This is a genomic window from Geodermatophilus sp. SYSU D00758, assembly GCF_054049955.1.
Map to the genome: position 1 here is coordinate 37,171 of NZ_JBJGYK010000025.1, position 19,732 is coordinate 56,902.

Sequence of the window (19,732 nt, forward strand, 5' to 3'; positions counted from 1 at the left end):
AGATCAGGAGAGCGCGCTGCCGGCGACCCACTCGTCCCAGGGGATCGTCCAGTCGGAGATGTCGCCGTCCGCGCGGGACAGGTCCGGGCCGGTGGAGTTGCGGATCTCCACGACGTCCCCGGGCCGGGAGAAGTCGAAGAACCAGGCCGCCCGCTCGGTGGAGAGGTTGATGCAGCCGTGCGACACGTTCTCGTGGCCCTGCTGCGCCACCGACCACGGGGCGGCGTGCACGAACTCGCCGTTGTTCGACAGCCGGACGGCGTACTCGACCGGCGTCCGGTAGCCGTCGGGGCTGTCCACGGGGACCCCGTAGGTGCTCGAGTCCATGACCCGGTTGCGGTTGAGCTCGGTGACCACGTGCGGCCCGTCGTGGCTGGGGTTCTCCGGGCTGCCGGCGCTCATCGGCCAGGACTGCACCAGCCGGTCGCCGTCGTAGACCTCGAGGGTGTGGGTCGCGGCGTCGGCGATCGAGACGTGCCGGTCGCCGACGTGGAAGGCGACCGTCCGGTCCTTCTCCCCCCACACGCCGCCGCCGAGGTCGACGCCGTGCAGGTCGGCCTCGAGGGTCACGTCGGTGTCGGCGGGCCAGTAGGTCGAGGGCCGGAAGTGCACCTCGGTGTCGGAGAACCAGCTCCACCGGCCGTCGGTGGGCCGCGAGCTGGTGACCAGCAGGTGGCGCTCGGCCGCCGCCCGGTCGGTGACGGGCTCGTCGAAGTAGACCCGGATCGGCATGCCGACCCCCACGGTGGTGCCGTCGAGGGGTCCGATGCCCGGGGTGGTGAGGACGTCGGGGGTGACGGTGGTGAAGGTGGCCACCGCCTCAACGGTCGCGTCGTCCGCCCCCCCGGCGGTCGCGGTGACCGTGTAGGTGGTGCCGTAGTCGAGGTCGTCCTCGGGCGTCCACAGCTCGGCGCCCGCGCCGTCCGGGGAGTCGGCGACCGAGCCGGGCACCTCGGCCCCGGCGTCGTCGACGACCGTGACCTCCGCGAGCTCGCCGTCCGTGACGGAGATCTCCACCGGGTCGGCCGGGGCCACGTCGGCGGCACCGTCGGCCGGCGTCAGCGCGACCGTGGCGGAGGGGGCCGGAGGGGTCGGGGCGGTCGTCCCGGCGGCCACCGCGCCCCCGCTGCCGCTCCCCTGGCAGCCGGTCAGCAGGAGCAGCGCCCCCGTCGTGACCAGCACGGCCGTGCGCCGCATGACGTCCCCTCCCCGGTCGGCGGACCCGGCGGGCGCCGGGCACGGCCTCCCAGTGTCCACGCCGGCACGGGACAGCCGGTGGCGCCGGGCCGGGGCGCCCGGCGCGGGGGCGGGCGGCGCTGGTATCGTTCTCCCTCGTTGCCCGGCCCGCCGGGCGGCACGCGCCATTAGCTCAATTGGCAGAGCAGCTGACTCTTAATCAGCGGGTTCGGGGTTCGAGTCCCTGATGGCGCACCCACAGTCTCGACCTCGCAGGTCCGCCAGGGCGCCCTCGCACCTCGATCACCGGCTGCAGCGTTGCTCGCCGTGACTGCGCTGGTCGTCCTCGACGCCCCTGCTGGCGACCAGGACTTCGACGAGGGCTTCCTGCGGGCCGGCGTGCTCGCGGGTGCGGTGGCCGTGCCGGTCGGCGGGCTGCGGCAGGCGTTCGTCGACGCCGGGGACGTCGCCGCGGTGGCGGCTGTCGCCCTCTCCACCGACCGGCACGCCGGTCGGGTGCTCGAGCTGCACGGCCCCGAGGCGCTGACCTTCGACGAGGCGGTGGCGACCGTCGCGCGGATCAGCGGCCGGCAGGTGCGGTTCGACGGCAGCGACCAGGGCTTCCTCGACGCCCAGCACGGCGGGCTCCCGGTGGAGGCAGCCCGGCAGGCGCTGCCCGCCTTCGCCGCGCTGCGCAGGCGCGGGGACGACGTCCCGAACGGGGTGGTGGCCGAGGTCACCGGCCGCTCGCCGGTGGCCTTCCACGACGACGCCGCCGCCCGGGGGCCTGGTCGGCGGGAGCAGCCACCCCGGCGGCGGTCCCGACCGCGGACGCGCGGCGGGGCCGGCCGCGATCCCCCTCGCGACCGGCCCCGTGCGTCCCCCGGCCGGTGCGCCGTCCCCCACGGCGTCCCGGCCCGGACTGCCGGCGGCTCCGTCCCCCCGTGCTGCGGAGACACCGGCGCTTCCGTTCGCCGCCGTTCCCCCGCGGCGACGAGGAGAACGGTGCCGGGCGGTCCGCAGGAGCCCCGCCGCGTTCCCGCAAGGAACCCTCAAGACCTCGGTCCGGCGCCCGGCAGCCCGGTCCCAGGGGCGGATCAGGGTGTTCCCGGGTGTCCGCGGGAGCGCCGGCGCGGCCGGCTCGCGGTGAACAGCCGGGAAGTGCCGAGGAGGTCGCGATGACGATGGGCACGCACGCCTGGGTCCGGGTCGAGGGCCCGCCGGCACCGCCGCGCTCCCCCGGGGTCGTGAGCCGGCTGCTGCACCGCCGCCCGCGGCGGGTGGGCGACGACGGGGGCCGCCCGCCCCGTCGAGGCCCCCGCGGGTGCACGCCCGCGGGGGCCCGTCAGCCCTGAGGGCCGGCCCCGCGGGCCCGCCGTCCGGAGGACGGCTCCGCGGGCCCGCCGTCCGGAGGACGACAATGACCCCGTGACCGACCCCCACACCACCGGACGGCGCACCGCCGACGAACTCGTCGCCCTGCTGACCGCCGACGACCATGAGGCCGCCGACGCGCTGCTCGCGGGGGTCCCGACCATCCGCGAGCTGGTCTACGTCGGCGCCGGCCTGACCGGCATCGCCCGCACCGAGAGCCGGCGGCTGCCGCCGGCGCAGCGGGCCCAGGCCACCACCCGGCACCTGCACCTCGGCGTCCTCCGCGACCGGAACCGCAGCGACCCCGACGGGCTGCGGGTGTGGCTGCGTCGCTCAGCCGAGGAGGTCGTGCTCATCCGCTCGCAGCTGGCCCTGGCCGAGCGCTTCGCGGGCTGACCGGCGCCGGGCGGGCCGCGGCCCGGGCCAGCGGCAGCGCCAGCAGCAGCACCACCGCCACCGCCGTGTAGGTCCACGGCAGCCCGGTGCGCTCGGCGGCCAGCCCCAGGACCAGGGCACCCACGGCGGTCCCGGTGTCGAACGAGGCGTTCCACATCGCGCTGGCCGCGGTGGCGCCGCTCTCGCCCGCCCGCGCGAAGGCACGCAGCAGGGTGAGGTTCTGCACCGCCCCGTAGCCGATCCCGAACAGCGCCGCGCCAGCGAGCACCCACCCGTCGCCGGCGACCAGCCCCGCGGCGACCCCGGCGAGCCCCAGCGCGGCGGCGACCAGGCCGGCCGGCAGCAGCGCGCCGGTCCCGAGCCGGTCGGCGAGCAGCCCCGCCCGCCAGCGGGCGACCGCCCCGGTCACCCCGAAGACCAGCAGGGCCACGGTGGCCAGGGCCCCGTCAGGGCGCTCGATGGGCAGGAAGGTCACCAGGCCCCCGCCGGCCAGGGTCACCACGAGCAGCACGACCGCCGGGACGAGCGCGGCCCGCGCCGCCACCCCGGAGGCGGTGCCGGAGGCCGGCGGCAGGGTCACCGCGCGCACCAGGCCGGGCACCAGCGGGAGCGCCAGCACGGGCGCGGCGGAGAGCCACGCCAGCCACCCCGCGTGCCCGCCGAGCACGAGGGCGACCCCGGCGGGGACGGCGACCAGGTTGGGCACCGCGATCGCCAGCCCGTACAGCCCGATGGCCTCCCCGCGCCGGTCGGCCGGGGCGACCCGGGAGGCCAGCGTCGCGCCGAGCACGGTCAGCACCGCGAAGCCGGCGCCGCGGACCGCCGACACGGCCGACAGCCACGCCAGCCCGTCGTCGACCGCGTACAGCGGGGCGGGCGCGCCCAGCGCGAGCAGCCCGGCCGTCAGCACCGGCCCGGTCCCGAACCGGGCGGTCGCCGCCGGTACGAGCGCCTGCCCCGCGACGGTGACGACGAGGAAGACCGTCGTGACCAGGCCCGCGGTGGCCGCCGGGGTGCCGCCTGCGACGGCGTAGGCCGGCAGCGAGGCCAGGGTCAGGCAGAAGCTGACGAACCCCAGCGCGGTCGCGCCGACCAGCGCCCGCATCGCCGGCAGCCGCCACAGCGACGTCCGCTCCCCCGCCGTCCCGCCGCCCACACCGCTCCCCTCCCGCCGGGCCCCGTCACCCGGCCGCCCAGCATGACCGCAGGGGGACGCCCGCCGTGCGGCGGGTAGGGGGCGGGCGTGCCGCTGCTGACGGTCGGCCACGGCGCCGACGACCGCGAGGCCCTGACCGGCCGGTTGACCGCCGCAGGGGTCGGGCTGGTGGTCGACGTGCGCCGGTTCCCGGGCAGCCGCCGCAACCCCGACGTCCGCCGCGAGGCGCTGGAGCGGTGGCTGCCGGAGCGCGGGATCGGCTACCGGTGGGACGAGCGGCTCGGCGGCCGCCGCCGGCTGCCGGCGGACCGGGCGGTGGCCGACGACTGGTGGACCGTGGCCCAGTTCGCCGCCTACGCCGCGCACACCCGGACGCCGGAGTTCGCCGCCGCGCTCGACGAGGTGCTGGCCGAGGCCGCCGACCGGGCCGCCGACCGGGCCGCCGACCGGGCCGTCGCGGTGATGTGCAGCGAGTACGTGTGGTGGCGCTGCCACCGGCGGCTGGTCGCCGACGTCGCCGTCCTCGGCCGCGGCGTGCCGGTCACGCACCTGCTCCCGGGCGGGCGCAGCGCCCCGCACGTGCCGTCCGCCGGCGCGGTGCTCGCCCCCGACGGCCGCGTGCACTGGCCGGCGTCGGGCAGGGTGGACCCATGACGCTGCCGCTGACCCCTGACGAGCTGCTGACGACCACGCGCGCGGTCCGCAAGCGGCTGGACCTCACCCGGCCGGTGCCCCTGGAGCTGGTGCGGGAGTGCCTCGAGGTGGCGCTGCAGGCACCGTCGGGCTCCAACGCGCAGACCTGGCACTGGGTGGTCGTGACCGACCCGGGGCAGCGCGCGGCCCTCGGCGAGGTCTACCGCACCGAGTTCGCCCGCTACGCCGCCTCCCGCGGGTTCGCCGGGCGGCTGTTCGCCGACCGCCCGGAGCGGGCGCAGGTGCAGCAGCGGGTCGGCGACAGCGCCGCGTGGCTCGGCGAGCACCTGGGCGAGGTCCCGGTGCTCGTCGTCCCCTGCGTGGCCACCGGCGGCCCGCTGCCGGCCGGCAACCAGGCCGGCCTGTGGGGCTCGCTGCTGCCCGCGGTGTGGAGCTACATGCTCGCCGCGCGGGCCCGCGGCCTGGGCACCGCCTGGACGTCGCTGCACCTCGGTGCCGAGGCCGAGGTCGCCGGGATCCTGGGCCTGCCGGACGGCGTGCACCAGGGTGCGCTGGTGCCCACCGCATTCTACACCGGCGAGACGTTCAGGCCCGCGCCCCGGGAGCCGCTGGACACCGTCCTGCACCTCGACCGCTGGTGAGGCGCAGGTGTCTCACCCCATGTGCGGGTACTCCACCGCGGTCGGCGGGACGAAGTTCTCCTTGACCACCCGCGTCGAGGTCCAGCGCAGCAGGTTCTGCGGCGCCCCGGCCTTGTCGTTGGTGCCCGAGGCCCGCCCGCCGCCGAAGGGCTGCTGGCCGACGACGGCACCGGTCGGCTTGTCGTTGACGTAGAAGTTGCCCGCCGCGAACCGCAGGAACCGCTCGGCGTGCGCGATCGCCGCCCGGTCCTGCGCGATGACCGCCCCGGTGAGCGCGTACGGGGCCGCCGACTCCATCTGGGCCAGCGCCGCGTCGTAGTCGGCGTCGTCGTAGACGTGCACCGCCAGCACCGGGCCGAAGTACTCGGTGGTGAAGACCTCGTGGCCGGGGTCGGTGCCCTCGATGATCGTCGGCCGCACGAAGAAGCCCTCGGAGTCGTCCTTCTGCCCGCCCGCGACGATCGACAGCGCCGGGTCGTCGTCGACCCGGTCGAGGACGCCGGAGAGCCGGGAGAACGACCTCCGGTCGATCACCGCGCCCATGAAGTTCGAGAAGTCGGTGACGTCCCCCATCGTCAGCGCCTCGGTCTGCGCCACGAGGTCGTCGCGCAGCCGCGACCACACCGACCGGGGGACGTAGGCGCGCGAGGCCGCCGAGCACTTCTGGCCCTGGAACTCGAAGGCGCCGCGGATCAGCGCGGTGCGCAGCACGTCGACGTCGGCGGAGGCGTGCGCGACGACGAAGTCCTTGCCGCCGGTCTCGCCGACGATGCGCGGGTAGCCGCGGTAGGAGCCGATGTTCTCCCCGACCGTCCGCCACAGGTGCTGGAACACCGCGGTGGACCCGGTGAAGTGGATGCCGGCGAGGTCGGGGTCGGCCAGCACCACGTCGGAGACGGCGACGCCGTCCCCGGTCACCATCGAGATGACCCCGGGTGGCAGGCCGGCCGCCTCGAGCAGCCGCATGAGGAAGTGCGCGGCGAACTGCTGGGTGGGCGCGGGCTTCCACACGACGGTGTTGCCCATGAGCGCCGGGGCGGTGGGCAGGTTGCCGGCGATCGCGGTGAAGTTGAACGGCGTGACGGCGTAGACGAAGCCCTCGAGCGGCCGGTGGTCCACCCGGTTCCACACCCCGGGCGAGGACTCCGGCTGCTCGGCCATGATCTGCCGCGCGAAGTGCACGTTGTAGCGCCAGAAGTCGATCAGCTCGCAGGCGCTGTCGATCTCGGCCTGGTAGGCGGTCTTGCTCTGCCCCAGCACGGTGGCGGCGTTGAGCGTCTGCCGCCAGGGGCCGGCGAGCAGCTCGGCGGCCTTGAGGAAGACCGCGGCCCGGTCGTCGAAGGAGAGCTCTCGCCAGGCCGGGGCGGCCTCCTTGGCGCACCGGACGGCCTCCTCGGCGTCGGCGTGCGTGGCGTGCGCGGCGGTGCCGAGGACGGCGGCGTGCCGGTGCGGCTGGACGACGTCGAAGCGCTCGCCCCCGCCCAGCCGGTGGGTGCCGCCCAGGGTCATCGTGAGCTCGACCGGGTCGGCGGCCAGCTCGGTCAGCCGCTGCTGCAGGGCCGCCCGCTCGGGGGTGCCGGGGGCGTAGGTCAGCACCGGCTCGTTACGGGGCGGGGGGACGCGGGTGACGCCGTCCATGGTGGTCCTCCTGTTTCAGGACGTCGTGACGAGGGAGCGCAGGAAGAAGCGCAGGTTGGCCGGGCGCTCGGCCAGCCGGCGCATGAAGTAGCCGTACCAGTCGGCGCCGTAGGGGACGTACGCGCGCACGCACACGCCGGCGCCGGCCAGCCGGCGCTGCTCGCCGGTGCGGATGCCGTAGAGCATCTGCACCTCCCAGGAGTCCGGCGTCCGGCCGGTCTCCTGGGCCAGGCGCTGGGCGATCGAGATCAGCCGGGGGTCGTGGCTGCCGACCATGGGGTACCCCGGGCCGCGCACGAGGACGCCCAGGCAGCGGGCGTAAGCGGCGTCGACCTCGTGCCGGTCCTGGAAGGCGACCGACGGCGGCTCGTCGTAGGCGCCCTTGACCAGCCGCACCCGCGAGCCCGGCACGGCCAGGGCGGCCGCGTCCTCCTCGGTCCGGTGCAGCGCCGCCTGCAGGACCGCCCCGGTGCCGGGGTGGTCGCGGCGCAGCTCGGCCAGCACGGCCAGCGTCGAGTCGACCGTGGTCGACTCCTCCATGTCGAGGGTGACCGTGGTGCCGATGGCGCTGGCCGCCTCGGCGACGGGGCGGACCAGCTCCAGCGCCATGTCGGTGCCGCCGCCCGGCAGCGCCTGCCCGAAGGCGGACAGCTTGACCGAGACCTCGGCGGCCCGGCCGAGGCCGAGCGGGGCCAGGCCCTCGAGCAGCGCCAGGTAGGCGTCGCGCGAGCGGGTGGCCTCGGCGCGGTCGGTGACGCCCTCGCCCAGGTGGTCGAGGGTGACCGCGATGCCCTCGCCGGTGAGCCGCCGGACCGCGGCGAGCGCGTCGTCGAGGGTCTCGCCCGGGACGAAGCGGTCGACCACCCGCCGGGTGGCGGGGTTGCCGGTGACCAGCCGGCGCAGCTCGGGCCGTCGCGCCGCGCCGAGCAGCAGGGCCTTCTGGGAGAGCACGGCCACCTCCGGGTCCGGGGCGGGTCCGGAGCCTGGCGCCGGGACCCGCACGACACCCCCGACGCTAGGCACCGCCGGGGTCGCCCACCACCGACGGACGTACGGTCGTCCCTCGTACAGCTGTACAGGGAGGAGGGGCCGTGCGGGACGAGCTCCAGGAGCTGGTGGACCGGGTCGCCGGGCTGCTCGGGGCCCCGGCGACGCTGGAGGACGCCGAGTTCACCCTGCTCGCCTTCTGCGCGCACCCGCTGGGGGACGCCGGGGGCGGCGCGGAGGTCATGGACGCCGTCCGCACCCGGTCCATCCTCGGCCGCGGCTCGACGCCCGCCGTCCGCCGGTGGTTCGAGGACTTCGGCATCGCCACCACCGAGCGCCCGCTGCGCACGCCGGAGGACCCGGCCGCCGGCATCCGCACCCGCCTGGTGCTGCCGGTGCGGCACGGCGGTCGGACGCGGGGCTACCTCTGGCTGCTCGACGGCGGGCGCACCGACCCCGCCGACCGCGCGGACCCGGCGCTGGCCCGCGCCGAGGAGCTGGCCGCCGAGGCCGGCAGGCTGCTGGCCGAGCGCGAGTGGGCGGGCGGGGACCTCGGCCGCCCGCTGGCCGCCGCGCTCACCGGGTCGACCGCGGCCCGAGCCGAGGCGGCCGAGGCGCTGGCCGCCGCCTGGGGCGCCACGACCCCCCTGGTGCTGGTCGCCCTGCGCCCGGCCGGCCCGCTGCCCGCGGGCTGGCGGGCGCCGCGGGCCGGCGCGGTCGCCGCGGTCCTGCCCGGGGAGCCCCTCGTCGCCGTCGGGGTGCCGCTGCCGGGCCCGGCCGACCTGCGCCCGGCCGGCGCGCTCACCGCCGCCGCGCTGGCCGCCCTGCCCGCCGGGAGCACCGCCGGGGTCTCCTCGGTCGGCCGCGGCACGGCCGACCTGGCCGGGCGCTTCGCGCAGGCGCGGCTGGCCGCCCGGGTCGCGGCCGCCGTGCCCCGGTTCTCGCCCGTGGCGCACTGGGACGGCCTGGGCAGCTGGCGGCTGCTCGCCGCGCTGCCCGGCCCGGACCCCGTGGTCGGCCCGCTGCTGGCCGACCCCGTGCTCACCGCCACCGCGGAGGCCTGGCTGGACGCCGGCGCCGGCGCGACCCGGACGGCGCGGGAGCTGGGCGTGCACCGGCAGACGCTGTACTACCGGCTCGGCCGGATCGCCGAGCTGACCGGTCTCGACCTCGCCGACGGGGACGACCGGCTGCTGCTGCACGCCTCCCTGCGGGCGGCCCGGCTGACCGGCCCGGCCTGACCGGTCGTGCACGACCCGTCGAGGGGCCGGGCCGGCGGGGCTGACCTATCCTCGGGTGTCGCACGGAGCGGGAGGAGAGGCTTGCCTCGAGACACCGGGGGCGCCGACGTCCTCACGGCCCTGCGGGCTGCCACCGCTGCCGAGCACCAGCAGGTGGAGTCCTCCCTCGCCCTCATGGACCCGCAGCTGAGCCGCGAGCGGCTCGTCGCCGTGCTGGACCGGCTGCACGGCTTCTGGACCGCGGCCGAGGCGGGGCTGCAGCGGTGGGCGCACCGCGAGCCCGCCGACGCCGCGGCGGTGCAGTGGGACCGCCGCCGGCGCGCCCACCTGTTCGCCGCCGACCTGCGGGCCCTCGGCGCCGGACCGGGCGACGACGCGCCGGAGCTGCCCACCGTCGAGGACACCGGCCAGGCGCTGGGCCGGATGTACGTGCTGGAGGGTTCCACGCTGGGCGGCAGCTTCATCGCCCGCCACCTGGCCGGGCTGCCCGGGCTGGGCGGGGGCGCGGCGGGGGCCGCCTTCTCCCCCTACGGCGGCGAGACCGGCGCCATGTGGCACGCCTACCGACGCGTCGCGCGGGCGCACGTGGCCGCCGGCGGGGACCCCGACCGCGTGGTCGGCGCCGCCCGCGACACGTTCACCGCACTGGCGGCCTGGTGCGCACCGGTGGACGCCTCCCCGGCGGCTCGCGCGTGACCGGGAGCGGGCCGGACCTGGAGCTGCTGCAGCCGGGCGCGCCGGTCGACCTGACCAACTGCGAGCGCGAACCGATCCACGTCCCGGGCAGCGTCCAGCCGCGCGGCGTGCTGCTCGCCGTCCGCGAGCCGGACCTCGTCGTCACCCAGGTCTCGGAGAACCTGCCCGACCTGCTCGGCGTGCCGGTGGCCGACGCCCTGGGCCGGCGGCTGACCGACGTCCTCGGGGTGGTCGCCGGGGAGGCGGTCGCCCGGTCGGCGGCGGCCTTCGGCGACCTCCGCGAGCGCAACCCCGTCGAGGTGACCCTCGACGTGGCGGGCAGCCCCGTGCCGGTGGACGCGATCCTGCACCGCCTCGGCGGTGGGCTCCCGGTCGACGGGGTGCCCCCCGCGACGACGCTGGTCGTCGAGCTGGAGCCGGCCCTCGGGCCGCGCCCGTTCTCCTTCCCGAACACCTACCGTGCGGTGCGCGGCACGGTCGGCGAGCTCAACCGCGCCTCCACCCTGCAGCAGCTCTACGACGTGACCGCCCGGGCGGTGCGCGCGCTCACCGGGTTCGACCGCGTGATGGTCTACCGCTACGACGCCGACTACAACGGCGAGGTCGTGGCCGAGGCCGCCGCGCCGGGGCTCAACTCCTTCCTCGGCCTGCACTACCCGGCCTCGGACATCCCGGCGCAGGCGCGGGCGCTGTACGAGAAGAACTGGGTCCGGCTCATCTCCGACGTCGGCTACCGGCCGGCCCGCCTGACCCCGGTGGGCTCCCCGGCCACCGGCCGGCCCCTGGACCTCACCTTCGCCACGCTGCGCAGCGTCTCGCCGATCCACGTCGAGTACCTGCAGAACATGGGCGTGCGGGCGTCGATGTCGATCTCGCTGCTGCGCGGCGACCGGCTGTGGGGCCTCATCGCCTGCCACCACTACTCCGGTCCGCACACCCCGCCCTACGCCACCCGCGCGGCCGCCGAGTTCCTCGGCTCCACGCTCTCCCTGCGGCTGGTGGACCGGGAGGTGCAGGAGGAGGCCGACCGCCGGCTGCGCGCCCGCTCAGCCCTGGCCTGGCTGACCGCCGCCGCGCTCGACGAGGAGCGGCCGCTGGCCGAGACCCTCCTCGGCACGCCGGGCCTGCTGGACCTGCTGCCCGCCGACGGGGTCACCCTCTGCCTCCAGGGCCACGACGGCCGGGCGGGTGCCCCGCTGCCGGCGGGCACGGCCGACGCGATCGCGGCCTGGGCGGCCGGCCGGGGCGAGGACGTGGTGGCCACCGACGCGCTGGCCGCGGAGCCCGGCGCACCGGACCTCCCCGTGGAGGTGGTGTGCGGCGTCCTCGCGCTGCCGCTGCCGGAGGGGCAGTACGTGGTGTGGCACCGGGCCGAGGCCGTGCACACCGTGGACTGGGGCGGGGACCCGCACAACAAGGCGATCGCCGAGCGCGAGGGCGACCGGGTGCGGCTGAGCCCGCGGAAGAGCTTCGACCGCTGGCGGGAGACCGTCCGCGGCCGCTCCGCGCCGTGGACGACCGCGCACCTCGCCGAGGCCGGCGAGCTGCGCACCCACCTGCTGGAGGCCCTGTACGCGCGGTCCCGCAGCGCGGTGCGGGCGGCGGAGGCCCTGCAGCGCAGCCTGCTCACCGCACCGCCGGGCGCGGCCGAGCTGGAGATCGCGGTCCGGTACGTGCCGGCCACGCGGGAGGCCCAGGTCGGCGGCGACTGGTACGACGTGTTCACGCAGCCCGACGGGTCCACCGTCGTCGTCATCGGGGACGTCGTCGGGCACGACATCGGTGCCGCCGCGCACATGGCGCAGCTGCGGGGGCTGCTGCGCGGCATCGCCTACGCCGGGGACGAGGGGCCGGCCGCCGTCCTCACCCGCCTGGACCGCGCCGTCGCGGGCCTCGGGCTGGACACGATGGCGACCGTGCTGCTGGGCCACCTGACCCCCGACCCGGCCACCGGCGGCGCCCGGCTGCGCTGGTCGAGCGCCGGGCACCTCCCGGCGCTGGTCGCCGAGCCCGACGGCTCGGTGCGCACCCTCGACACCCCGCGCCCCGGGATGCTGCTGGGCGTCGACCCCTCGGTGACCCGCCGCGACATCGAGACGCGGCTGCGGCCCGGGTCCACGCTGCTGCTCTACACCGACGGCCTGGTGGAGAGCCGGGTCCAGGTCTTCGACGACGGCGTCGTCCGGCTCGCCGCGCACCTGGCGGAGCTGCGCGTGGAGCCGGTCGAGGGGGTCTGCGACGAGGTCGTCGCCCGCCTGCTGCCCGGCGGCGGGGAGGACGACGTCGCCCTGGTCGCCGTCCGCCTGCGCGGTCAGTCGGTGTCGGGCAGCGGCGCGTCCTGAGCCGGCTGGCCGACCTCGGGGGGCGGTCCGCCGGCGTCCGGCCCGCCCTCGGGTGCGGCGAAGCGGGCGGACAGGCCGTCGTCCTGGGGGCCGCCCTCGGCCGGCAGCGGCGCCTCGTCCTCGGCGGCCCGGATCTCCGCGGTCGTCTCCTCGGGCGACGCCGGCGCACCGCCGGCGTCCCGCTCGAGGGCGGCCAGCAGCCGCTCCTCGTCGGGCGCGAGGTCACCGGGGCCCAGGTGGCCCCCCGGCTCGCCGGCGTCGCTGCCCGAGGCCATCGCGGTGTCCGGGGTCGGGTCCTCGGGGACGGATCTGCCCACCTTGCGCCTCCTCATGCGGCTCGTCCCCATCCCGGTACCCCGGTCAGCGGGGGAAGTTCGGCTCCAGGCGGGGGACGATCTGCATCTCCGGGACGAACGCCGACGGGTGCAGGGTCACCAGGTACCGGACCATCTCGGCCACGGCGGACGGCGGCATCATCAGGTGCGCGGGGATGCCCCACTGCTCCATCATCGGGGTGTCCATGGCCGCGGGGATCACCGCCTGCACGCGGCACGGGAAGGGCCGCTCGGTGCCGTCCTCGGTGCGGACGGCCTTCTCGCGCAGCTCCCGCTGGATGCAGCGGGTCGCGTTGAGGAACCCGGCCTTGGAGCCGTTGTAGGCGATCGCGCCGCTGCCCGAGGTGATCGCCGACAGCGAGACGACGTGCACGACGTCGGCGGTGCGCCCCTCCGGCAGGTGCTGCACCCGCTTCACGAACTCGCTGGTGAGGAAGACCGGCCCCTCGCAGTTGACCGCCTGCACCCGCTGGTAGTCGGCGAGGTCGATGTCGGTGATGTAGCCGGGCCGGTCGATGCCGGCGACGTTGACCAGGACGTCGAAGGCGTCGCCGTGGGCGTCGGCCAGCTGCTGCACCACCGCCCGGCGGCCCGCGTCGTCGGTGACGTCGAGCGGGACGACCTCGGCCGAGCCGCCCGCGTCGGCCACGAGCTTGTGCGTGCCCTCGCTGCCGGCGGCGTCGATGTCGGCGATCGCCACGTGCGCCCCGGCCTCGGCCAGCGCCACGCAGGTGGCCCGGCCCAGCCCGCTCGCCCCGCCGGTCACCAGGGCCACCCGGCCCGCCATCGTCCCGCTGTCGGCCATCCGCTCCTCCGTCGCACTCGTGTGATCCCCGCGCGCCCAGCCTGGCCGATGGGGCGGCGGCGCGCAGGTCGAGCGGGTCAGCCGACGGCGCCCCGGGCCACCACCGGGCCCACCCGGGCCAGCCCGGAGGGCCAGGCGTCGGCGAGGGTCACCGTCCGGAGCCCGCGCTCGGCGATCAGCGCGACCAGCTCGTCGTACAGGCCGGTCACCGTCCGCTGGTTGGCGTGGCCGACGACGATCGCCTGGGCGGTGAACCAGCGGCGCGCGGCGGCCATGAGCTGGTCGGGGGTGAGCAGCCGGTTGTCCTCCAGCGTGCCGTTCCAGAGGACGACGGTGGGGTGCCCGGCCGCGGCGGCCAGGGCGTCGGTGCGCTCGTCGTGGGCCCCGAACGGGGGGCGGAAGAACGGCGTCCGCCCGGCGCCGAAGGCCTCGGCCAGGAAGTCGCGGTTGCGGCCGATCTCCTCGGCGACCGCGTCGTCGGGCAGCGTGGTGAGGTCCGGGTGCGACCAGGTGTGGTTGCCCATCGCCACCTGGCCGGAGTCGACGAGCGGTTGCAGGAGCTCGCCGTTGTCCAGCCACGAGCGGTAGCGGCCGTTGGGGAAGAAGGTCAGCCGGGCGCCGGTGTCGGCGGCGAAGGTGCAGAACGCCGCCACCACCTCGGAGCTCGTGCCGTCGTCGATGGTGAGCGCCAGCCCGTCGCCCTCCCCCGGCAACCGGTCGACGACGCCGGTGGGCGGCGCCGGGGGGACCTCGCCGCGGACGGTGGCGGCGGGCTCGGCACGGGGGGCCGGGGCGGGGCCGGCCGCGGCGGCGGTGTCGACGAGGTCGGCGGTGCCGCGGCCGACCGCGGCCCCGACCAGACCAGCGGCGAGGGTGAGCAGGAACCTGCGGCGCTCCACGCGGCGGACGGTAGGGCGGGTCGCCGCGACCGCCCGGCAGCGACACCGGCGCCCCGGACCGTCGCGACGGACGGTGGTCGACGGGTGACTCAGCCGGTCGGTGCCAGGCCGGCGGCCTCGATCAGGCGGGCCTGCTCCCGGCACCACGGCGACCAGGCGTCGCCGTCCTCGATCTCCTGGCGGCGGCGGAAGGTCGGCCAGTCCAGCAGCTCCCAGGCGCCGACCTCGGCGGGGTGCGGTGCGGGCACGCCGCTGAACCGGCCGAGGTAGACCGGGCAGACCTCGTTCTCCACCACCCCGCGGAACTCGGCGCGGTAGCGGTAGGAGGGCAGGGCCGGGCGCAGCTCGCGCACGCGCAGGCCCAGCTCCTCGGCGGCGCGGCGGGCGATCGCCGCCGCGTCGTCCTCCCCCGGGCCCGGGTGCCCGCAGACGGTGTTGGTCCACATGCCGGGGAAGGTCTGCTTCCCGTCGGCGCGGCGGGTGACCAGCAGCCGCCCCGCGTCGTCGAAGAGGTAGGCGGAGAACGCACGGTGCAGCGGGGTCTCCCCGTGGTGCACCAGCGGCTTGGGCATCGTGCCGATCGCCGTCCCGTCGTCGTCCACCAGGACGATGAGCTCCTCCGTCACGGCGCCCATCCTCCCGGATGCCACCCGCGGCGCGCCGGGTGCCGACGCCGACCGACGGCTCCGGCACCCGCGGCCACCCCGGACCGGGTCCGCGTCACGGGCGGCGGGGTGTGGACGCGCCGTCCCGGTCCGCGCGACGATGCCCTTCCCGCACGGCGGGCCCACCCGCCCCGGGGCCGTGGACGGGAGAGGCCGGTGGACGGGGTCGTCGCGATCGACGCGCTGGTCGCCGTCCTGGCCGTCTCGCTGCTCGCGCCGGTCCTCGTCGGGCTGCTCCCGCGCCTCCCGGTGCCCCAGGTCGTCCTGCTGCTGGCCGGGGGCGTCGCGATCGGCCCCTCCGCCCTGGGGCTCAGCTCACCCGGGGAGGTGCAGGTCCTCGCCGACGTCGGGCTGGGCTTCGTCTTCCTGCTCGCCGGCTACGAGTTCGACCTGCGGCTGCTGGGGGCGGACCCGGGGCGCCGGGCGATCGGCGCCTGGGGGATCTCCGCCGTGCTGGCCCTCGGGATCGCGACGGCGTTCGCCGCGGTCGGCCTGGTGGAGGCCGCCGTGCCGGTGGCCATCGGCCTGACGACGACCGCGCTGGGGACGCTGCTGCCGATCCTCCGGGAGCACGGGCTCCTGCACGGCCGGCTCGGGAGCTACCTGCTCGCCGCCGGCGGGGTCGGGGAGCTGTTCCCCGTGCTGGCGATCGCGGTGTTCCTCGGCACGCAGAGCCGCTTCACCGCGCTGGCGTCGATCGCCGCGGTCGCGGCCTTCGCCGCCGCGCTCGCCGCCGGCCGGCACCTGGTGCGGGAGGGCAGCCGGCTGACCACCGTCGTGCTCCTCAACCAGCACGAGACCGCGCAGATCACCCTGCGCGCGACGATGCTGCTGCTGGTGGCGCTGATCGCCGTCACCGACCAGGTGCACCTGGACGCGGTGCTCGGCGCCTTCCTGGCCGGGGTGGTGCTGCGGCACTGGGTGGGCGTCTCCTCGCCGACGCTGGAGTCGAAGCTGGACGCCGTCGGCTACGGCTTCTTCGTGCCGATCTTCTTCGTCTACTCGGGGATGGGCCTGGACCTCGACGCGATCGCGGGGGCGCCGCTGCTCGTGCTGCTCTTCTTCGGGCTCATGGTCGCCGTCCGCGGGTTGCCCGCGCTGGCCGTGTACCGGGCGGTGCTCCCCGCCCGCCAGCGGGTGCAGACCGTGCTGATCTCGGCCACCGCGCTGCCGGTGCTGGTGGCGCTGGCCGAGATCGGGCAGCGCAACGGGCTCCTCTCCTCGGCCGACGCCGCGGCCCTGGTCGGCGCGGGGGCGCTCACCGTGCTCCTGCTGCCGGCCCTGGCGGTGGCGATCGACCGGCCGCCGCCCCGGGTCGCGCCGCGGGCAGCGGCGCACCCGGCCGGGGAGCCGGGCACGCCGGAGCAGGCGCCGTAGCCGGTCAGCCGACCGCCGTGACGTCCGCCCGGTCGACGACCGCCTCCCGGGGCCCGGCCCGCCCCAGGCCCCGCGGGAGCAGGACCGCCACGGCAGCGCCGAGCACCGCGAGCCCCGCCGCGGCCAGGAAGCCGGTCCGGTAGCCGGCCACGAGCGCCGCCACCCCGTCGGCCGCCGGGACGGCGAGGCCCGCGACGACGGCGAGCCCGACGGCCGGCCCCAGCTCCTGGGCCGTGGCGAGCAGACCGGAGGCCGTGCCCTGCTCTCCCGGCGCGACCGCCGCGGTGGCGGCCACGTACGACGGCGCGTAGCCCAGCGCGCTGCCCACCCCGACGAGCAGCAGGCCGGGCAGCACGTCCGGCACGTACGAGCCGCCCGCGGGCACCCGGCTCAGCAGCAGCATCCCCGCCGCGGCCGTGGCGAGCCCGGCCACCAGGGGCAGCCGGGCACCGGCCCGGCTGACCAGGCGTCCGGCGACCGGGGCCACCACCAGGATGAGCGCGGTGACCGGTGCGAAGGCCAGACCGACGAAGAGCGCCGACCGGTCCAGGGCCACCTGCAGGTAGAGGGTGGTCAGCAAGAGGGTCGCGCCGACAGCGGCGGCCGAGAGGGCCAGTGCGGCGTTGCCGGCCCGGACGCCCGGCGCGGCGAGCACGGCCGGGGGCACCAGCGGCGCCCGGGACCGCCGCTGCTGGACGACGAGCGCGCCGAGCAGGACGACGGCGAGCACGGCGCCGGTCAGCACGCCCGGTCCCGCCCCGTCCACCGGGAGGCGGGTCAGGACGAGCACGGCAGGAACCAGCCCGGCGGCCAGCAGCAGGGCGCCGACGGGGTCGAGGCCGGCCCGCTCGGGGCGGGACTCGTGCAGGACGCCCGTCGCGAGGAGGGCGGCCGCGACCCCGATCGGCACGTTGACGAGGAACACCCAGCGCCAGCCCGCGGTGGAGACGAGCAGGCCGCCGAGCACCTGGCCGGCCACCGCGCCCGCGGAGCCGACCGCCGCCCACAGCCCCAGGACGGCGTTGCGCCGCCCCTGGTCCGGGAAGCGGGTGGTGAGCAGGGCCAGCGCGCTGGGCGAGGCGAGGGCCGCCCCGATCCCCTGCCCGGCGCGGGCGGCGAGGAACTGCCAGGTCTCCTGGGCCAGCCCGGTGAGGAGCGAGGCCGCCGTGAAGACCAGCAGGCCGGCCACGAAGACCCGGCGCCGGCCGAGCACGTCACCGGCCCGCCCGGCGGCGATCAGCAGGCTGCCGAACGCGAGCGTGTAGGCGACCACGGCCAGGCCCAGGTCCGCCGGCGCCAGCCCGAGCGAGCGCTGCACGGCGGGCAGCGCGACGTTGAGCACCACGACGTCGACGACCAGCACGAACTGCGTCAGGCACAGCACGGCGACCGCCCGGCGGTCGCCCGGCGCTGCGGGACGGGCTCCTCCGGTGCCCATGACCCGGTCCCCCGGGCCTCAGGCGACCGCGCCGGCGATGTGCCGGCCCCAGTGCGGCCGGCGGCCGTCGACGTCGGTGAACCCGTACTCCTCGGCGAGGTCCCAGCTGGTGAGGACCCGGCCGGACCGCTCGGCGACCCGCGGGTCGGCCGCCAGCGCCGCGACCGCCCGCCCGACGAAGTGCGGGGTCTCCGAGGCGGCGAAGTGCGGGTCGCGGGCGACGCCGTCCCGCCAGGTCTCCTCGGTCACGGAGAAGACCTCCAGCACCGCCTCGGAGCGGAGGAACCCCGGCGTGACGGCGACCGCGGTGACCCCGTGCGGCCGCAGCTCCTCGGCCATCGCGAAGGCCGTCCGGTTGACGGCGGTCTTCACCAGGTCGTAGCCGAGGCTGCCCCGGTAGCCGTCCCCGACCCCGTCGGTGACCTCCACGACCAGCCCGCGGCCCCGCCGCACCATCAGGGGGACCAGGTGCCGGCTGGTGACCAGGTGCGTGCCGACCGCCTGCCGCCACATCCGGTCGACCGCGGCGAGGTCGAGCTCCCAGAACGGGGTGTCCCACTGGGTCAGCGGGTCACCGCCCCAGATGTCGTTGACGAGCACGTCCGGCGCGCCGAACCCGTCGGCGACCCGGGCGGCCAGGGCCGCGACCTGCTCCTCCTGCTCGTGGTCGACGCGGACCGGGATTCCGCGCCCCCCGGCGGCGGTGACCAGTTCGGCGGTCTCCTCGATGGTCTCCGGCCGGCCCAGGTCCGACCGCGCGGTGCGCGTCGAGCGGCCGGTGACCACGACGGTGGCGCCGGCCGCGCCGAGCTGGACGGCGATGCCGCGGCCGGCGCCGCGGGTGCCCCCGGCGACGACGGCGACGCGGTCCCGGAGGGGGAGTTCGGTGTGCACTGCGGGCCTCCTCGGTAGGTGGGACCCTTAGTAAACGACTGGTCATTTATATACGCAAGCCCTATCGTCGCCCCGTGCCACGCCCACGGACCGTCAGCGACCGGGCCATCCTCGAGGCGGCCGCGGCCGTCATCGGGGACGTCGGCCCGCAGCAGCTGACGCTGGCCGAGGTGGGCGCCCGGGCCGGGCTGTCCCCGGCGACGCTGCTGCAGCGCTTCGGCTCCCGGCGGCAGCTGCTCCTCGCCCTCGCCGAGCACGACGTGGACGCCGTCCCCGACCGGCTCCGGGAGCTGGCCGGGCACCCGCCGGTGGTCCCCGCTCTCGTGGACACGCTCGCCGGCCTCGCCGCCCCGCTCACCGGTCCGGCGGAGTTCGCCCACCACCTGGCCTTCCTGCTGATGGACCTCTCCGACCCCGCGTTCGCCGCCGTCACCGCGCGCTACTCGGCCAACCTGGTCGCGGCGCTCACCGAGGTGCTGGCCACCGGCCGCGCGGCCGGCGAGCTCGCCGAGGAGGTGGACGTGGCCGACCTCGCCGAGCTCGTCCACACGGTCTACAACGGTGCCCTCGTCACGTGGGGGATGACCGGCGCCGGCCGGCCGGCCGACCGGGTGCACCGGCACCTGACCGCGTTCCTGGCCCCCTACCGCGCCACCACCGCCGGCGCCGCTGACGGGCCGCCCTGACTGGCGGACCCGCCGGACGGCGGGCACGGTTCCGGGGTGGACGGCTTCCGGCGCGGCGACCTGGTCTTCGACGTCCGGGACGGCGGCCCACCAGGGGGCGACCCCGTCGTCCTGCTGCACGGCTTCCCGCAGGACGCCGGCGCCTGGGACGCCGTCGCCCCGCTCCTCCACGCCGACGGCCTGCGCACCCTGGCCCCAGACCAGCGCGGCTACTCCCCCGGGGGGGGGGGGGGGGGGGGGGGGGCGGGGGGCGGGGGGGGGGGGGGGGGGGGGCGGGGGGGCGTGGTCGCCCCGCCCCGGCGGGGGCGAGGGCGGCTGGGGGCGCGCAGTCT

The 19,732-nt window shown here is 77.3% G+C and carries 20 protein-coding genes and 1 tRNA gene; 10 read left to right on the forward strand and 11 right to left on the reverse strand.

Features of this window, described 5'->3' with window-relative positions; all coding sequences use genetic code 11:
• Positions 1 to 3 precede the first annotated feature (3 nt).
• Positions 4 to 1,197, reverse strand: a complete 1,194-nt coding sequence (locus ACI8AC_RS17545) for a L,D-transpeptidase (protein WP_456899111.1) — start codon at positions 1,195 to 1,197, stop codon at positions 4 to 6.
• A gap of 161 nt (positions 1,198 to 1,358) precedes the next feature.
• Between ACI8AC_RS17545 and ACI8AC_RS17550 the strand changes: the two genes are divergently transcribed.
• Positions 1,359 to 1,431 (forward strand) — tRNA-Lys (locus ACI8AC_RS17550).
• Positions 1,432 to 1,479: 48 nt separating this feature from the next.
• On the opposite strand, the gene ACI8AC_RS17555 is transcribed toward ACI8AC_RS17550, so the two are convergent.
• Complete coding sequence (locus tag ACI8AC_RS17555) at positions 1,480 to 1,815, reverse strand: hypothetical protein (protein ID WP_456899112.1); 336 nt, start codon at positions 1,813 to 1,815, stop codon at positions 1,480 to 1,482.
• A gap of 789 nt (positions 1,816 to 2,604) precedes the next feature.
• Between ACI8AC_RS17555 and ACI8AC_RS17560 the strand changes: the two genes are divergently transcribed.
• Positions 2,605 to 2,946: a hypothetical protein gene (locus ACI8AC_RS17560; RefSeq protein WP_456899113.1), complete on the forward strand. Its 342-nt coding sequence runs from the start codon at positions 2,605 to 2,607 to the stop codon at positions 2,944 to 2,946.
• Here the strand turns inward: ACI8AC_RS17560 and ACI8AC_RS17565 are convergent.
• Positions 2,903 to 4,102: an MFS transporter gene (locus tag ACI8AC_RS17565; RefSeq protein WP_456899114.1), complete on the reverse strand. Its 1,200-nt coding sequence runs from the start codon at positions 4,100 to 4,102 to the stop codon at positions 2,903 to 2,905. The two genes, ACI8AC_RS17560 and ACI8AC_RS17565, sit on opposite strands and share 44 nt — an antisense overlap.
• A gap of 87 nt (positions 4,103 to 4,189) precedes the next feature.
• Between ACI8AC_RS17565 and ACI8AC_RS17570 the strand changes: the two genes are divergently transcribed.
• Complete coding sequence (locus tag ACI8AC_RS17570) at positions 4,190 to 4,756, forward strand: DUF488 domain-containing protein (protein ID WP_456899115.1); 567 nt, start codon at positions 4,190 to 4,192, stop codon at positions 4,754 to 4,756.
• Positions 4,753 to 5,397: a nitroreductase family protein gene (locus tag ACI8AC_RS17575; RefSeq protein WP_456899116.1), complete on the forward strand. Its 645-nt coding sequence runs from the start codon at positions 4,753 to 4,755 to the stop codon at positions 5,395 to 5,397. The genes ACI8AC_RS17570 and ACI8AC_RS17575 overlap by 4 nt, the downstream gene beginning before the upstream one ends.
• A gap of 12 nt (positions 5,398 to 5,409) precedes the next feature.
• Here the strand turns inward: ACI8AC_RS17575 and pruA are convergent, their stop codons facing one another.
• Together pruA and ACI8AC_RS17585 are read right to left on the reverse strand one after the other, a co-directional pair.
• The gene (gene pruA / locus ACI8AC_RS17580; protein ID WP_456899117.1) at positions 5,410 to 7,035 is read right to left on the reverse strand and encodes an L-glutamate gamma-semialdehyde dehydrogenase; all 1,626 of its coding nucleotides are present in this window, start codon (positions 7,033 to 7,035) and stop codon (positions 5,410 to 5,412) included.
• 15 nt (positions 7,036 to 7,050) lie between these two features.
• Positions 7,051 to 7,986 (reverse strand): proline dehydrogenase family protein, encoded by a 936-nt coding sequence (locus ACI8AC_RS17585; protein ID WP_456899118.1) that lies wholly within the window; start codon positions 7,984 to 7,986, stop codon positions 7,051 to 7,053.
• 140 nt (positions 7,987 to 8,126) lie between these two features.
• Between ACI8AC_RS17585 and ACI8AC_RS17590 the strand changes: the two genes are divergently transcribed.
• The 3 genes from ACI8AC_RS17590 (at position 8,127) to ACI8AC_RS17600 (ending at position 12,301) form a co-directional block, all read left to right on the forward strand.
• Entirely contained in the window at positions 8,127 to 9,263 is a 1,137-nt protein-coding gene (locus ACI8AC_RS17590) for a PucR family transcriptional regulator (protein ID WP_456899119.1), read from the forward strand.
• Positions 9,264 to 9,344: 81 nt separating this feature from the next.
• On the forward strand, positions 9,345 to 9,959 hold the full coding sequence (locus ACI8AC_RS17595) for a biliverdin-producing heme oxygenase (RefSeq protein ID WP_456899120.1): 615 nt from the start codon (positions 9,345 to 9,347) through the stop codon (positions 9,957 to 9,959).
• The gene (locus tag ACI8AC_RS17600) at positions 9,956 to 12,301 is read left to right on the forward strand and encodes a SpoIIE family protein phosphatase (protein ID WP_456899121.1); all 2,346 of its coding nucleotides are present in this window, start codon (positions 9,956 to 9,958) and stop codon (positions 12,299 to 12,301) included. The genes ACI8AC_RS17595 and ACI8AC_RS17600 overlap by 4 nt, the downstream gene beginning before the upstream one ends.
• Here ACI8AC_RS17600 and ACI8AC_RS17605 read toward each other — a convergent pair.
• From ACI8AC_RS17605 to idi, 4 genes are all read right to left on the reverse strand, one after another.
• A complete protein-coding gene (locus ACI8AC_RS17605; RefSeq protein WP_456899122.1) occupies positions 12,271 to 12,618 on the reverse strand; it encodes a hypothetical protein in 348 nt (115 codons plus the stop codon). The genes ACI8AC_RS17600 and ACI8AC_RS17605 overlap by 31 nt on opposite strands.
• Before the next feature lie 43 nt (positions 12,619 to 12,661).
• Positions 12,662 to 13,441: an SDR family NAD(P)-dependent oxidoreductase gene (locus ACI8AC_RS17610; protein WP_456899123.1), complete on the reverse strand. Its 780-nt coding sequence runs from the start codon at positions 13,439 to 13,441 to the stop codon at positions 12,662 to 12,664.
• A 77-nt stretch (positions 13,442 to 13,518) separates the two neighbouring features.
• Positions 13,519 to 14,340 (reverse strand): polysaccharide deacetylase family protein, encoded by an 822-nt coding sequence (locus tag ACI8AC_RS17615; protein ID WP_456899124.1) that lies wholly within the window; start codon positions 14,338 to 14,340, stop codon positions 13,519 to 13,521.
• 89 nt (positions 14,341 to 14,429) lie between these two features.
• A complete protein-coding gene (idi, locus tag ACI8AC_RS17620) occupies positions 14,430 to 14,975 on the reverse strand; it encodes an isopentenyl-diphosphate Delta-isomerase (RefSeq protein ID WP_456899125.1) in 546 nt (181 codons plus the stop codon).
• 186 nt (positions 14,976 to 15,161) lie between these two features.
• On the opposite strand from idi, the gene ACI8AC_RS17625 reads away from it, so the two are divergent.
• A complete protein-coding gene (locus tag ACI8AC_RS17625) occupies positions 15,162 to 16,382 on the forward strand; it encodes a cation:proton antiporter (protein ID WP_456899126.1) in 1,221 nt (406 codons plus the stop codon).
• A 4-nt stretch (positions 16,383 to 16,386) separates the two neighbouring features.
• Here ACI8AC_RS17625 and ACI8AC_RS17630 read toward each other — a convergent pair whose 3' ends face one another.
• A complete protein-coding gene (locus ACI8AC_RS17630) occupies positions 16,387 to 17,820 on the reverse strand; it encodes an MFS transporter (RefSeq protein ID WP_456899127.1) in 1,434 nt (477 codons plus the stop codon).
• An 18-nt stretch (positions 17,821 to 17,838) separates the two neighbouring features.
• Complete coding sequence (locus tag ACI8AC_RS17635; protein ID WP_456899128.1) at positions 17,839 to 18,714, reverse strand: SDR family oxidoreductase; 876 nt, start codon at positions 18,712 to 18,714, stop codon at positions 17,839 to 17,841.
• Positions 18,715 to 18,788: 74 nt separating this feature from the next.
• Between ACI8AC_RS17635 and ACI8AC_RS17640 the strand changes: the two genes are divergently transcribed.
• Complete coding sequence (locus ACI8AC_RS17640; RefSeq protein WP_456899129.1) at positions 18,789 to 19,400, forward strand: TetR/AcrR family transcriptional regulator; 612 nt, start codon at positions 18,789 to 18,791, stop codon at positions 19,398 to 19,400.
• Between the two features lie 36 nt (positions 19,401 to 19,436).
• Positions 19,437 to 19,732, forward strand: a 296-nt coding sequence (locus ACI8AC_RS17645) for an alpha/beta fold hydrolase (protein ID WP_456899130.1), incomplete at its 3' end; no start/stop codon positions are given.